The 11,457-nt window shown below is 73.4% G+C and carries 14 protein-coding genes; 6 read left to right on the top strand and 8 right to left on the bottom strand.

Annotated elements, in window-relative coordinates; genetic code table 11:
- Positions 1-171: 171 nt before the first annotated feature.
- On the bottom strand, positions 172-1,668 hold the full coding sequence (locus tag ABFC67_RS09880; protein WP_346737849.1) for a M20 family metallopeptidase: 1,497 nt from the start codon (positions 1,666-1,668) through the stop codon (positions 172-174).
- Positions 1,669-1,864: 196 nt separating this feature from the next.
- On the opposite strand from ABFC67_RS09880, the gene ABFC67_RS09875 reads away from it, so the two are divergent.
- The 6 genes from ABFC67_RS09875 to ABFC67_RS09850 all read left to right on the top strand — a co-directional run bounded on the left by ABFC67_RS09875 (position 1,865) and on the right by ABFC67_RS09850 (position 6,321).
- Entirely contained in the window at positions 1,865-2,185 is a 321-nt protein-coding gene (locus tag ABFC67_RS09875) for a helix-hairpin-helix domain-containing protein (protein ID WP_346737848.1), read from the top strand.
- 105 nt (positions 2,186-2,290) lie between these two features.
- Positions 2,291-2,752: an SET domain-containing protein gene (locus ABFC67_RS09870; RefSeq protein ID WP_346737847.1), complete on the top strand. Its 462-nt coding sequence runs from the start codon at positions 2,291-2,293 to the stop codon at positions 2,750-2,752.
- A 6-nt stretch (positions 2,753-2,758) separates the two neighbouring features.
- Positions 2,759-3,358 carry a HutD family protein gene (locus tag ABFC67_RS09865; protein WP_346737846.1) on the top strand — a complete coding sequence of 200 codons (600 nt, stop codon included), beginning with the start codon at positions 2,759-2,761 and terminating at the stop codon, positions 3,356-3,358.
- A 51-nt stretch (positions 3,359-3,409) separates the two neighbouring features.
- Positions 3,410-3,961 carry a GNAT family N-acetyltransferase gene (locus tag ABFC67_RS09860; RefSeq protein WP_346737845.1) on the top strand — a complete coding sequence of 184 codons (552 nt, stop codon included), beginning with the start codon at positions 3,410-3,412 and terminating at the stop codon, positions 3,959-3,961.
- Between the two features lie 286 nt (positions 3,962-4,247).
- On the top strand, positions 4,248-4,919 hold the full coding sequence (locus tag ABFC67_RS09855; protein WP_346737844.1) for a response regulator: 672 nt from the start codon (positions 4,248-4,250) through the stop codon (positions 4,917-4,919).
- Positions 4,912-6,321 carry a sensor histidine kinase N-terminal domain-containing protein gene (locus ABFC67_RS09850; protein WP_346737843.1) on the top strand — a complete coding sequence of 470 codons (1,410 nt, stop codon included), beginning with the start codon at positions 4,912-4,914 and terminating at the stop codon, positions 6,319-6,321. Before ABFC67_RS09855 ends, ABFC67_RS09850 begins: the two co-directional genes overlap by 8 nt.
- A gap of 54 nt (positions 6,322-6,375) precedes the next feature.
- Here ABFC67_RS09850 and ABFC67_RS09845 read toward each other — a convergent pair whose 3' ends face one another.
- The 7 genes from ABFC67_RS09845 to sufC are packed head-to-tail and all read right to left on the bottom strand — an operon-like array spanning position 6,376 to position 11,405.
- Positions 6,376-6,690 carry a non-heme iron oxygenase ferredoxin subunit gene (locus ABFC67_RS09845; RefSeq protein ID WP_346737842.1) on the bottom strand — a complete coding sequence of 105 codons (315 nt, stop codon included), beginning with the start codon at positions 6,688-6,690 and terminating at the stop codon, positions 6,376-6,378.
- Positions 6,687-7,232, bottom strand: a complete 546-nt coding sequence (locus ABFC67_RS09840; RefSeq protein WP_346737841.1) for a GNAT family N-acetyltransferase — start codon at positions 7,230-7,232, stop codon at positions 6,687-6,689. Before ABFC67_RS09840 ends, ABFC67_RS09845 begins: the two co-directional genes overlap by 4 nt.
- Positions 7,229-7,678: a Fe-S cluster assembly sulfur transfer protein SufU gene (gene sufU / locus ABFC67_RS09835; protein WP_346737840.1), complete on the bottom strand. Its 450-nt coding sequence runs from the start codon at positions 7,676-7,678 to the stop codon at positions 7,229-7,231. Before sufU ends, ABFC67_RS09840 begins: the two co-directional genes overlap by 4 nt.
- A gap of 47 nt (positions 7,679-7,725) precedes the next feature.
- Positions 7,726-8,961 (bottom strand): cysteine desulfurase, encoded by a 1,236-nt coding sequence (locus tag ABFC67_RS09830; protein ID WP_346737839.1) that lies wholly within the window; start codon positions 8,959-8,961, stop codon positions 7,726-7,728.
- A complete protein-coding gene (locus tag ABFC67_RS09825) occupies positions 8,958-9,320 on the bottom strand; it encodes a cupin domain-containing protein (RefSeq protein WP_346737838.1) in 363 nt (120 codons plus the stop codon). Before ABFC67_RS09825 ends, ABFC67_RS09830 begins: the two co-directional genes overlap by 4 nt.
- A gap of 1 nt (position 9,321) precedes the next feature.
- Positions 9,322-10,641 (bottom strand): Fe-S cluster assembly protein SufD, encoded by a 1,320-nt coding sequence (gene sufD, locus ABFC67_RS09820; protein WP_346737837.1) that lies wholly within the window; start codon positions 10,639-10,641, stop codon positions 9,322-9,324.
- Positions 10,638-11,405, bottom strand: a complete 768-nt coding sequence (gene sufC, locus ABFC67_RS09815) for a Fe-S cluster assembly ATPase SufC (protein ID WP_346737836.1) — start codon at positions 11,403-11,405, stop codon at positions 10,638-10,640. The genes sufD and sufC overlap by 4 nt, the downstream gene beginning before the upstream one ends.
- Positions 11,406-11,457: the final 52 nt, after the last annotated feature.

Raw genomic sequence — 11,457 nt, 5'->3', positions numbered from 1 at the left:
CGCTGCCGGGCAAGCGCAGGGCGGGTTTCGATCCGCGGATGTTTCGGCCGTGCGCCCGGGAAAGACGGGGCGGGCGGGCCCCGCCCGGCGCCGGCAGGATGCGGTGGGCGCGCCGGCCGAGGCGCCTATCGCCCGCCGCGCCCTGCCTCCGGCCCCGGAACGGCTGCGCGCTCAGCAGCAGCCGTGGTCGCCCATCTGCGCGTGGCCGGCCTGCGCGGCGACGCCCAGGGTCAGGCCCTTGGCGCTGGCCTCGGCGTGCTTCGCCACCACCTGTGCCACCACCATCGACACGCGCTTGCCGGTCGGCACGTGCAGGAACTCGTTGGGGCCGTGCGCATTGGAATGCGGGCCGAGCACGCCGGTGATCAGGAACTGCGCGCCGGGGAATTTCTCGCCGAGCATGCCCATGAACGGGATCGTGCCGCCCTCGCCCATGTACGCCGCCGGCGCGCCGAACGCGCGCTGCGAGGCGTCCGCCACGGCCTGTTCCAGCCACGACGAGAGCTGCGGCGCGTTCCAGCCGGTCGAGGCCTTCTCCAGCTCGAAGGTCACCTTCGCGCCGTACGGCGGATTCGCCTCCAGCAGGCGCTTGACGAATTCGCCGGCCTTGGCGCCGTCCAGCGTCGGCGGCAGGCGCAGGCTGAGCTTGACCGCGGTGTGCGGGCGCAGCACGTTGCCGGCGCTGCCGAGCGGCGGCAGGCCATCGACGCCGGTCACCGCGAGCTGCGGGCGCCAGGTGCGGTTGAGCACCAGCTCGGCGAGGTCTTCGGCGACCGGGCGCATGCCGGCGACGAACGGAAACTTGTCGTACACCGCGGTGCCCAGCACCTCGGCGGAGCGGCGGGCCTGCTCGAGGCGCTGCGCGGGAACCTCGACGTACAGCTCGCGCGGGCGGATCGCGCCGGTGACCTCGTCCTCCAGCCGCGAGATCAACTGGCGCAGCAGGCGGAAGCTGTCGGCGACCACGCCGGAGGCGTCGCCGGAATGCACGCCCTCGTCCAGCACGGTCACCTTCAGGTTGCCGCCGGTCATGCCGCGCAGCGACGTGGTCAGCCAGAGCTGGTCGTAGTTGCCGCAACCGGAATCCAGGCACACCACCAGCGACGGCTTGCCGATGCGCGCGGCGAGGTGGTCGACGTAGTACGGCAGGTCGTAGCTGCCGGATTCCTCGCAGGCCTCGATCATCACCACGCAGCGCGCGTGCGGCACGCCCTGGTCGCGCAGCGCCAGCAGCGCCGACAGCGAGCCGAAGATCGCGTAGCCGTCGTCGGCGCCGCCGCGGCCGAACAGCTTGTCGCCCTTGATCACCGGCGTCCACGGGCCGAGACCGTCGCTCCAGCCGGTCATCTCCGGCTGCTTGTCGAGATGCCCGTACAGCAGCACGCAGTCGTCGCCGGAGGCGGCGCCGGAAGCCGGCACGTCGATGTAGATCAGCGGCGTGCGGCCTTCGAGGCGCACGACCTCGAGCGTCGCCCCGGCCACGCCGGCAAGCTTGGCGCGCGCCCAGCGCTCCATCAGCTTCACCGCATCGTCCATGTAGCCGTGCTCGACCCACTGCGCGTCGAACATCGGCGACTTGTTGGGGATGCGGATGTACTCGACGAGCTGCGGCACGACCTCGTCGTCCCACATCCCTCCGACGAACGCTTGCAGCCTGGCGGTATCCATGCGCGGGTCCTCGGTCGTATTGGCGGAGTCGCAGAAGCGGCGATTCTAGCAGGGCGGCATGTCGGCCCATTCCGACAGCGCGACGCGCCCGGCGCGGACAGGCGCGCCCGCGATGCGCCGGCAGCGGCGGAACACGCGCCTGCGTACCTTGGCCCCACGGCGCAAGCCGCGCCGCACCGACACGGAGACCACCGTCATGAAGACCCTTGCCGCCCTGCTGCTCTCGCTCGCCTTCGCCCTGCCCGCCATGGCCGCCTCGCCGGTCGACATCAACCATGCGGACGCCGCCACCATCGCCAAGTCGCTGGACGGCATCGGCCTCAGCAAGGCGCAGGCGATCGTCGCCTGGCGCGAGGCGCACGGCCCGTTCAAGAGCGCCGACCAACTGGCGCAGATCAAGGGCATCGGCCAGCGCACGCTGGAACGCAACCGCGACGCGATCCGCCTGAACGGCGCCGCGGCCGCGGCCCGGCCGGTCGCGGCCGCCAAGCCGACGCGCCCCGCCCCCGCGAAGTGAGCCCTGCGGCGGGAACGCGCGCCGCGCGGCGCCGTTCCCGCCGGCGTCTGCGGCACGGCGCGCTGCGCTACACTCGCGCGCCTTCGCAACCCGCCGCCGCACGCCATGATCCTGCCGCGCTACCGCATCGACGCATCCACCATCCCCGGCGCCGGCAAGGGCCTGTTCGTCGACGAGGCGACGCGCCGCGGCCGCATCGTGGTCGCGCCGGACGCGATCGACCGCACCTACGGCTTCGACGAGATCAACGCGCGCCCCGAGCTGGCCGCCCTGCTGCACACCTCGGTGCGCTGGTTCGAGGACCGCTACACGCTGTCGCCGGACTGGCCCGACGAGTGCTACGTCAACCACAGCTTCGCGCCGACCGCGCTGTGGCACCTCGGCTTCATCTTCGCCGCCGCCGACCTCGCCGCCGGCAGCGAGATCACCGTCGACTACCGCCACCTGCTCGCGCCCGGCCAGGAAGAAGCGTTCCGCGACGCCGCCACCGGCGCGCCGATCGTCGGCTTCGGCTGGGACGAGAGCTTGCGCCGCACCACCGCGCAACTGCAGTCGCTGCTGGGCTGAGCCGCCGTGGCCCTGCTCGCGCGCCTGGCTTCGGCGGACTACCGCCGCACGCGCTGGAAGAACGGCACCGGCTGGACCACCGAGCTGGCGCGCGACCCACCCGGCGCGGCCGACGCCGCGAGCGCGTTCCGCTGGCGCGTCAGCATCGCCGAGGTGGCCGCCGACGGGCCGTTCTCGCCGTTCCCCGGCGTGGACCGCGAATTACTGCTGCTGGACGGCGCCGGCATGCGCCTCGAATTCGCCGACGCCGCGCCGGTGACGCTGACGCGGCGCCTGCAGGCCGCGCGCTTTGCCGGCGAAGCCGCGGTGACCGGTCGTCTGCTCGACGGGCCGACCCGCGACTTCAACGTGATGGCGCGCCGCGACGCGGTGCGCATGGCGGTCGACGCGGGCGCTACGGCGGACCTGCCGGCGCTGATCGCCCAACCCGGCGTCGAATGGCTGCTGCACCTGCTCGACGGCGGCGTCGAGGCGAGCGCCGCCGGCGCGCGCATCCGCCTGCAGGCCGGCGACTCGCTGCGCGTGGCCGCCGCGGCCGCGCCGCAACCGGTTGCGCTGCGCGGCGACGGGACCGCGGTGCTGGCCCGGTTTGCGGCGCTTCCGTGACGGCGCCGGGGGTGCGACAATCGCTTTTTTGAGCGCCCCAGGGCCGGTTCAATGTCCCGTCCCGTCCAAGCCATGCCGGACATTCCCGTCCTGGAGACCGAGCGCCTGCGCCTGGTCGCCTTCAACGAAGGCCATTTCGACGCCTACGCGGCGATGCTCGCCGACCCCGAGAGCACGCGCTGGATCGGCGACGGCCAGCCGCTCGACCGCATGAACGCGTGGCGTTCGCTGGCGATGCTGCTCGGCCATTGGCAACTGCGCGGCTACGGCATGTGGGCGCTGGAGCGCAAGACCGACGGCGCCTTCGTCGGCCGCGCCGGCCTGATGCGGCCGGAAGGCTGGCCCGACCTCGAGCTCGGCTGGATGCTGAAACCGGAGCACCGCCATCGCGGCTACGCCACCGAGGCCAGCCGCGCCGTGCTGGCGTTCGCGTTCGGCACGCTGCAGGTGCCGCGCGTGGTCAGCCTGGTGCGGCCCGGCAACGAGTCCGCGGCCAAGGTCGCGCAGCGCCTCGGCGGCCAGGTCGTCGACGACATCGACTTCCTCGGCGCGCCGGTGCAGGTCTACGCCTACTACCCGCCGCACCACCCTGCGGATCGCTAGCCAACCGCTCATCCCGCACGCGTCGCAACATGCTGCTGCGCGCGGCGCGGCATCGCCTTCGCGCGCCTCCCGTGCGGCGCGACGGCCGCGGTGTTCCGGCCCGTCCTCCCTGAAAAAAAAAGCCCGCGAGGGGAACGCGGGCAGAAGTGGGCGTGGGATCTTCGCCCAGAATCGAAGTAGAGGCGGGCGCACGCTAGCGGGCGCGGCTTTCCCGTGCCTTTCACCGCGGTCGGGCCGGAAAACGCTACGCTAGCCGCGGCTGGCAGGGCCCGGGACGGAGGCGGACATGCGGGTGCTGGTGGTGGAGGACGACGCGGCGATCGCCGACGCCGTGTGCGCGACGCTGGCGCGCGCCGGCCACGCGGTCGACCGCCTCGGACGCGGCCGCGACGCCGAGCGCGCGCTGCGCGACCACCCCTACGACCTGCTGCTGCTCGACCTCGGCCTGCCGGACAGCGACGGCGCCGACCTGCTGCGCAGCCTGCGCCAGCGCGGCGACACCATGCCGGTGCTGGTGATCACCGCGCGCGACGCGCTGCGCGAGCGGGTGCGCACGCTCGACCTCGGCGCCGACGACTACCTGGTCAAGCCGTTCGCGCTGGCCGAGCTGGAAGCGCGCATCCGCGCGCTGCAGCGCCGCCGCGCGACCCAAGGCGCGCCGGAACTGGTGGTCGGCCGCCTGCACCTCGACCTCGCCGGACGCCGCGCCAGCCTGGACGGCATGCCGCTGGAGCTGACCGCGCGCGAGCTCGGCCTGCTGGAGGCGCTGGCGATGCGGCGCGATCGCGTGGTCAGTCGCGCCAGCCTGGTCGAGGCGCTGTGCGACTGGGACACCACGCTCACCGACAACGGCCTCGACATCAGCATCTACCGCCTGCGGCGCAAGCTGGAAGGCTCCGGCGCGCGCGTGCGCACGATGCGCGGCCTCGGCTACCTGCTGGAAGCGGGCGATGACTGAAGCCGGCCCGGCGCGGGCCCAGCCGATGCCGTCCGACGCCCCCAGCCTGCGCCGGCGCCTGCTGGCGCTGCTCGCGCCGCCGCTGTTCCTGATCCTCGCCATCGGCGCGCTCGCCGCTTACGGCCTCGCGCTGCGCTACGCCGGCCACGTCTACGACCGCTGGCTGCTCGACTCGGCGCGCGCGCTGCAGAAACTCGTGCAGAGCGGCGAGGCACGCGGCGAGCTGAATCCGCAGGCGCGGCTGCTGATCGAATTCGACACCGAGGACCGCAGCCTGTTCGCGGTACGCAGCCTGCGTCACGGCCTGCTCTCCGGCGACGCCAGCGTGCCCATGCCGGCCATGCTGCCGGCGCGCGACGACCGGGCCGTGTTCGACGACATCCGCATCGGCGGCCATGTGCTGCGCATGGCCACGGTCACGCTCGGCGCCGGCGAGCCGGGCGACCGCATCGTCGTTTCGGTCGCCGAAACGCTGCACAAGCGCCAGATACTCGCGCGGGAGATCCTGCTCGGCACGCTGCCGATCGAACTCGCGCTGGTGCTGCTCGCGCTGGGCGTGGTGTGGCTTTCGATCGGGCGCGGCCTGCGCCTGCTCGACCCGCTGGTGGCGCAGGTCGGCGCGCGCAATCCGCGCGACCTCGCCGCGCTCGACACCGCCGGCGTGCCGGCCGAGATCCTGCCGCTGGCGCGCACCATCGACGCGCTGCTGGCGCGCCTGCGCGAGATGGTGCGCCTGCAGGAACGCTTCATCGCCGACGCCGCGCACCAGTTGCGCACGCCGCTGGCCGGCCTGCGCCTGCAGGCCGAGCGCGCGCTGGCCGATCCGCGCCCCGAAACCGTGCGCGATGCGCTCGGCCACATCGAGCGCCTGGCCGAAGGCGCGGGCCGCGCCGCCGGCCAGTTGCTGGCGCTGGCGCGCACGCAGGCGCACGAGCGCGCGATCGCCGTCGCCGAGCCGCTCGACCTGGCGGCCCTGGTGCGCGAGTGCGTCGCCGAGCGCGTGCCGGAAGCGCTGGCGCGGCAGATCGACCTCGGCTACGTCGGCCCGGCCGAAGGCGTGCCGATGCGCGGCGACGCCGTGCTGCTGCGCGAGATGCTGTGCAACCTGGTCGACAACGCGATGCGCTACGGCCGCGACGGCGGGCAGATCACGGTCGGCCTGCAGCGCGACGCCGAGGCGGACGCGCTGTGGGTCGAGGACGACGGCCCGGGCGTGCCGGCCGAACTGTGGCTGCGGCTCGGCGAGCGCTTCTTCCGCGTCCCCGGCACCGCGCGCGAGGGCAGCGGGCTCGGCCTGGCGATCGTGCGCGAAATCGCCGCGCGCCACGGCGGGCGCGTGCGCTTCGGCGTCGGCAGCACGGGCACCGGCCTGCGCGTCGATGTGCGGCTGCCGCAAACCTGACCGCGGCCGGCGACGGGCGCGCAGCGCGCGCTGCCGGCCCGTCTTCCGTCCGCGCTAGCGGTCGTCGCGCGTGTACACCACGCCGTCCTCGACCTTGACCGGGAAGCTCGCGGTCGGCTCGTAGGCGGGCGCGCACAGCGCATCGCCGGTGCGCACGTCGAAGCGCGCGCCGTGGCGCGGGCACTCGACTTCGTGGCCGCGCAGCTCGCCGCCGGCCAGCTCGCCGCCGTCGTGGGTGCACACGTCCTCGACCGCGAACAGGTCGCCGTCGATGTTGAACACCGCGATCGCGGTGTCGCCGTCGTAGACGACCTTGAACTCGCCCGGCAGCAGCTCGCTGCGCTCGCAGACCCGCACCCACCCGCTCATGCCGCACGCTCCGCGGTCAGCGGCTTGACCAGCAGCTCGAAGCGCAGGTCGGGACGCCGCGGCAGGCCGAAACGCTCGTCGCCATAGGGGAACGGCTTGTGGATGCCGGTGCGGCGGTAGCCGCGGCGCTCGTACCAGGCCAGCAGTTCGGTGCGCACGTCGATCACGGTCAGTTGCATCTCGTCGCAGCCCCAGTCCGCGCGCGCGATGCGCTCGGCCTCGGCCAGCACCGCCTTGCCCACGCCGCCGCCCTGCAGGGCCGGCCGCACCGAGAACATGCCGAAGTAGGCCGCCTCGCCCTGCTTCTCGATGTGCGCGCAGGCGAGCAGCTCGCCGCCGCGCTCGGCGAGCAGCACGCGACTGCGCGGCTCGCGCAGCAGCGGCAGCAGGTCGGCGACGGAGGTGCGCCGGCCGTCGAGCAGGTCGGCCTCGGTGGTCCAGCCGGCGCGGCTGGCGTCGCCGCGATAGGCGGACTCGACCAGCGCGACGATCGCCGGTGCGTCGGCGGGTTCGGCGAAACGGAATGTCGGGGTTGCGCTCATGCAGTGGCTTCGGTGGTTGCGTGCGGCGTGCCGCGCAGCGCCGCCGCCAGCGTCGCCCAAGGCAGCAGCGCGCACTTGCGCCGCGCCGGATAGGCGCGCAGCTCGGCCAGCGCGTTCAGGCCGTCCAGCGCGGGATCGGCATCGCAGTCGCCGCGCACCAGGCGGGCGAAGCGCGCGTCGAGGTCGGCGATCGCCGCGGCGTCCAGCCCGCGCACGCGCTCGCCGAGCAGCGACGCGGTCGCGGTGGTGATCGCGCAGGCCTCGCCGCTGAACGCAAAACCCTGCACGCGCCCGGCGGCGTCCAGCGCCAGTTCGATGCGCAGGCGATCGCCGCACAGCGGGTTGTCGCCCTCGGCGGCGTGGGTGCAGGCGGGCAGCGCGCCGAGGCCGCGCGGACTGCGGTTGTGCTCCAGCACCAGGTCGCGGTACAGCGCGGACTCGCTCATGCACGTCATTCTAGCGGCGCACCCGCGGCGCGGCGCTACGCCAGCAGCTAGCGCACCTTGCGCAGCGCCGCGACGAAGCGGTCCACTTCCTCGCGGGTGTTGTAGAAGGCCAGCGACGCGCGCGCGGTCGCCGGCACGCCGTAGAACTGCATCAGCGGATGCGCGCAGTGGTGGCCGGAACGCACCGCCACGCCCTCGTGGTCGAGCAGCGTGGCCAGGTCGTGCGCGTGCGCGCCCTCGACCAGGAACGAGATCACCGCGGCCTTGCGCGCGGCCGTGCCGAACACGCGCAAGCCCTCCACCTCGGCCAGCGCGTCGCTGGCGTAGGCGAGCAGCTCGCGCTCGTAGGCGGCGATGCGGTCCATGCCGACGCCCTCGAGGTAGTCGATCGCGGCGCCGAGGCCGACCACGCCGGCGATATTGGGCGTGCCCGCCTCGAACTTGTGCGGCGGATCGGCGTAGGTGGTGCCCTCGAAGCTGACCCGGCGGATCATCTCGCCGCCGCCGAAGAACGGCGGCATCGACTCCAGGTGCTCGCGTTTCGCCCACAGCGCGCCGGTGCCGGTCGGGCCGAACATCTTGTGGCCGGTCAGCGTGTAGAAGTCGCAGCCCAGCGCGGCCACGTCCACCTTCATGTGCGGGCAGGCCTGCGAGCCGTCCACCAGCAGCGGGATGCCGCGCCGGCGGCACTCGCGCGCCAGCTCGGCGACCGGGTTGACCGTGCCGAGCACGTTGGAGACGTGCACCACGCCGGCCAGCTTGACGTCCGGCGTCAGCATCTCGACGAACTTCTCGACGATCAGCTCGCCGGACTCGGTGATCGGCGCCGCCTTCAGCGTCGCGCCGGTGCGCGCGCACACGAGCTGCCACGGCACGATGTTGGCGTGGTGCTCCATCTGCGTGACCAGGACCGCATCGCCCGGCTGCAGCCGCGACAGCGCCCAGGTGTACGCCACCGTGTTGGTGGCCTGGGTGGTGCCGGAGGTGAACACGACCTCGTTGCGCGACGGCGCGCCGATGAAGCGCGCCAGCTTGTCGCGCGTCGCCTCGTAGGCGGCGGTGGCCTCCTCGCCGAGCTGGTGCACGGCGCGCGCGACGTTGGCGTTGTGCTCGCGGTAGAACGCGGAGGTGGCCTCGATCACCGCGGTCGGCTTCTGGCCGGTATTGGCGTTGTCGAAATACACCAGCGGCTTGCCGTGCACCGTGCGCGCCAGCAGCGGGAAGTCGGCGCGGATGCGCTGGGGGTCGAGCGGGGTTCCGGCGGGCAGGGTGCGGGCGGTCACGAACGCGCCTCCTCGTGCGGCGCCGCTTCGCGGTCGCCATGGCTCTTCGGTGCCGACACCACCAGGAAACGGGCATCGGCCGCGGATTCGTTGCGCAGCTGGTGCGCCGCGCCGGGCGCCACGTGCAGGCCCTCGCCGGCGCGCAGCCGGTGCACCGTGCCGTCGACTTCCAGCGTCGCCTCGCCGGCGAGCACGTAGAAGAACTGCCGTGCGCGATGATGGCGATGGCGCACCTCGGCGGCACCCGGCGGCACGCGCTCCTCGATCACGCCGAGGTCGTCGCCCTCGTGCAGGTGCCAGCCGTCGCAGACCTGGCCCCAGACGTAGTGTCGGCCGCTGGCGGTGCTGACCTTGGTCATCTCAGTCCTCGCCGCGGATCGGCAGCCGCGCCAGCAGGCGCGTGCCGAGGTGCTCGGCCAACGCTGCGTTGGACAGCGAGTCCAGCGCGGCGCGGCAGAACGCGTAGGTCAGCAGCGAGCGCGCCTCGGCGGCGCCGATGCCGCGCGAGCGCAGGTAGAACAGCGAGCGCTCGTCGAGCTGGCCGACGGTGGCGCCGTGCGCGGCCTTGACCTCGTCGGCGTAGATCTCCAGCACCGGCTTGGTGTCGATCTCGGCCTGCGGCGACAGCAGCAGATTCTTGTTGCTGAGCTTGGCGTCGGCGCCGTCGGCGCCGGGCGCGACCACGATCGCGCCCTGGAACACGCCGCGCGCGCGCTCGTCGGCGATGCCGCGCCACAGCGCGTCGCCGGCGGTGTCGCGGCCGCGATGCTCGACGGAAAGGCGGGTGTCGACGTGCTGGCGGCCGCGCAGCGCGAACACGCCGCGCGTGTCGAAGCGCGCGCGGTCGCCGTCGAGGCTGGCGTGCACCTCGTGGCGCACCAGCGCGCCGCCCAGTTCCAGCGCGTGCAGCGTCGCCGTGGCGTCGGCGCCGAGGCGCATCTCGGCGCGGCGGAACAGCGTGGCGCCGGCGTCGGCGTCCTGCAGCACGGTCAGCGCCAGCCGGGCGCGGTCGCGCAGCACGACGTCGCTGAGCAGGTTGCCGAAATGCGGCGCGGCGCCGGCCGCGGCGTGGTGCTCGACCAGGCTCAGCTCGGCGCCCTCGCCCAGTTCCACCAGGCAGCGCGCGTGCCAGGCGATCTCCGCCTCGGTCGGCGCGCCGACGTGGACGATGTGCACCGGCGCGGCGATGCGCGCGCCGGCGGCCACGCGCAGCACGGCGCCGTCGGCGGCCAGCGCGGCGTTGAGGCGCGCGAACGCGTCGCCGCTGGCGCGGAACATGCGGGTCAGGAAGAAGCGCAGCGGCTCCGCGTCCTCGGCCAGCGCGCGCGACAGCGGCACCAGGGTCAACCCCGCGGGCAGCGCGTCCAGCGCCGACAGGTCGGCGCGGAACGTGCCGTTGACGAACACCATGCGCGGGCCGTCGACGCCGGGCAGCGTCCAGGTTTCCGGCGCCACCGCGCGCGCGCCGGCCTGCGCGTCGCCCAGCGCGTAGCGGCGCTGCTCCAGCGTGCGCAGCGCGGTGTATTTCCAGGCCTCCACGCCGCGCGCGGGCGGCAGGCCAGCGGCGGCGAATGCGTCCAGGCTCTCGCGCCGCGCCGCGTCCAGCCAGGCGATGCCGCTGCCCGGCAGGCGCGCGGCCGCCGCGGCCGCAACCATCGCCTGCACGAACGGGCTGCTCATGCGCGCGCCTCCGCGACGGCGCCGCGCTCGCCGACCCAGGCGTAGCCGTGCTCTTCCAGCTTCAGCGCCAGCGTCTTGTCGCCGCTCTCGACGATGCGGCCGTCGGCCAGCACGTGCACGAAATCCGGCACGATGTAATCGAGCAGGCGCTGGTAGTGGGTGACGACGATGAACGCGCGTTCGGGCGAGCGCAGCGCGTTGACGCCCTGCGCGACCTGCTTCAGCGCGTCGATGTCGAGGCCGGAGTCGGTTTCGTCGAGGATCGCCAGCCTCGGTTCCAGCAGCGCCATCTGGAAGATCTCGTTACGCTTCTTCTCGCCGCCGGAAAAGCCTTCGTTGACCGCGCGGTGCAGCAGCTCGTCGGAAATCTGCATCACCTTGATCTTCTCGCGCACCTGCTTGAGGAACTGCATCGAGTCCAGCTCCGACTCGCCGCGGTGCTTGCGCTGCGCGTTCAGCGCCGCGCGCAGGAAGTAGGTGTTGTTCACGCCGGGGATCTCGACCGGATACTGGAAGGCCAGGAACACGCCCTCGGCGGCGCGCTGCTCCGGCTCCAGCTCCAGCAGGTTCTTGCCGTTGTAGGTGACGCTGCCCTTGGTCACCTCGTAGCCCTCGCGCCCGGCCAGCACGTTGCCGAGGGTGGACTTGCCGGCGCCGTTCGGGCCCATGATGGCGTGCACTTCGCCCGCGTTCACTTCGAGCGAAAGGCCGCGCAGGATTTCCTTGCCGGCGACGCGGACGTGCAGATTTTCGATCTTGAGCATGGTCGGTCTTTGGTGGCGTGCGCCCTGCGCACGACTGGCGGATGCGTGCGCG

This window comes from Mizugakiibacter sp., assembly GCF_039680435.1.
In the GTDB taxonomy this organism is placed as follows: domain Bacteria; phylum Pseudomonadota; class Gammaproteobacteria; order Xanthomonadales; family Rhodanobacteraceae; genus Mizugakiibacter.
This window is presented reverse-complemented; position numbering and strand designations above follow the sequence as displayed.

Coding starts and splice junctions, on each gene's coding strand:
- ABFC67_RS09845 (WP_346737842.1), bottom strand. CDS start 6,690: ATGAGCGGGTGGGTGCGGGTCTGCGAGCGCAGCGAGCTGCTGCCGGGC.
- ABFC67_RS09840 (WP_346737841.1), bottom strand. CDS start 7,232: ATGAGCGCAACCCCGACATTCCGTTTCGCCGAACCCGCCGACGCACCG.
- sufU (WP_346737840.1), bottom strand. CDS start 7,678: ATGAGCGAGTCCGCGCTGTACCGCGACCTGGTGCTGGAGCACAACCGC.
- ABFC67_RS09855 (WP_346737844.1), top strand. CDS start 4,248: ATGCGGGTGCTGGTGGTGGAGGACGACGCGGCGATCGCCGACGCCGTG.
- sufD (WP_346737837.1), bottom strand. CDS start 10,641: ATGAGCAGCCCGTTCGTGCAGGCGATGGTTGCGGCCGCGGCGGCCGCG.
- ABFC67_RS09825 (WP_346737838.1), bottom strand. CDS start 9,320: ATGACCAAGGTCAGCACCGCCAGCGGCCGACACTACGTCTGGGGCCAG.
- sufC (WP_346737836.1), bottom strand. CDS start 11,405: ATGCTCAAGATCGAAAATCTGCACGTCCGCGTCGCCGGCAAGGAAATC.
- ABFC67_RS09875 (WP_346737848.1), top strand. CDS start 1,865: ATGAAGACCCTTGCCGCCCTGCTGCTCTCGCTCGCCTTCGCCCTGCCC.
- ABFC67_RS09850 (WP_346737843.1), top strand. CDS start 4,912: ATGACTGAAGCCGGCCCGGCGCGGGCCCAGCCGATGCCGTCCGACGCC.
- ABFC67_RS09880 (WP_346737849.1), bottom strand. CDS start 1,668: ATGGATACCGCCAGGCTGCAAGCGTTCGTCGGAGGGATGTGGGACGAC.
- ABFC67_RS09870 (WP_346737847.1), top strand. CDS start 2,291: ATGATCCTGCCGCGCTACCGCATCGACGCATCCACCATCCCCGGCGCC.
- ABFC67_RS09860 (WP_346737845.1), top strand. CDS start 3,410: ATGTCCCGTCCCGTCCAAGCCATGCCGGACATTCCCGTCCTGGAGACC.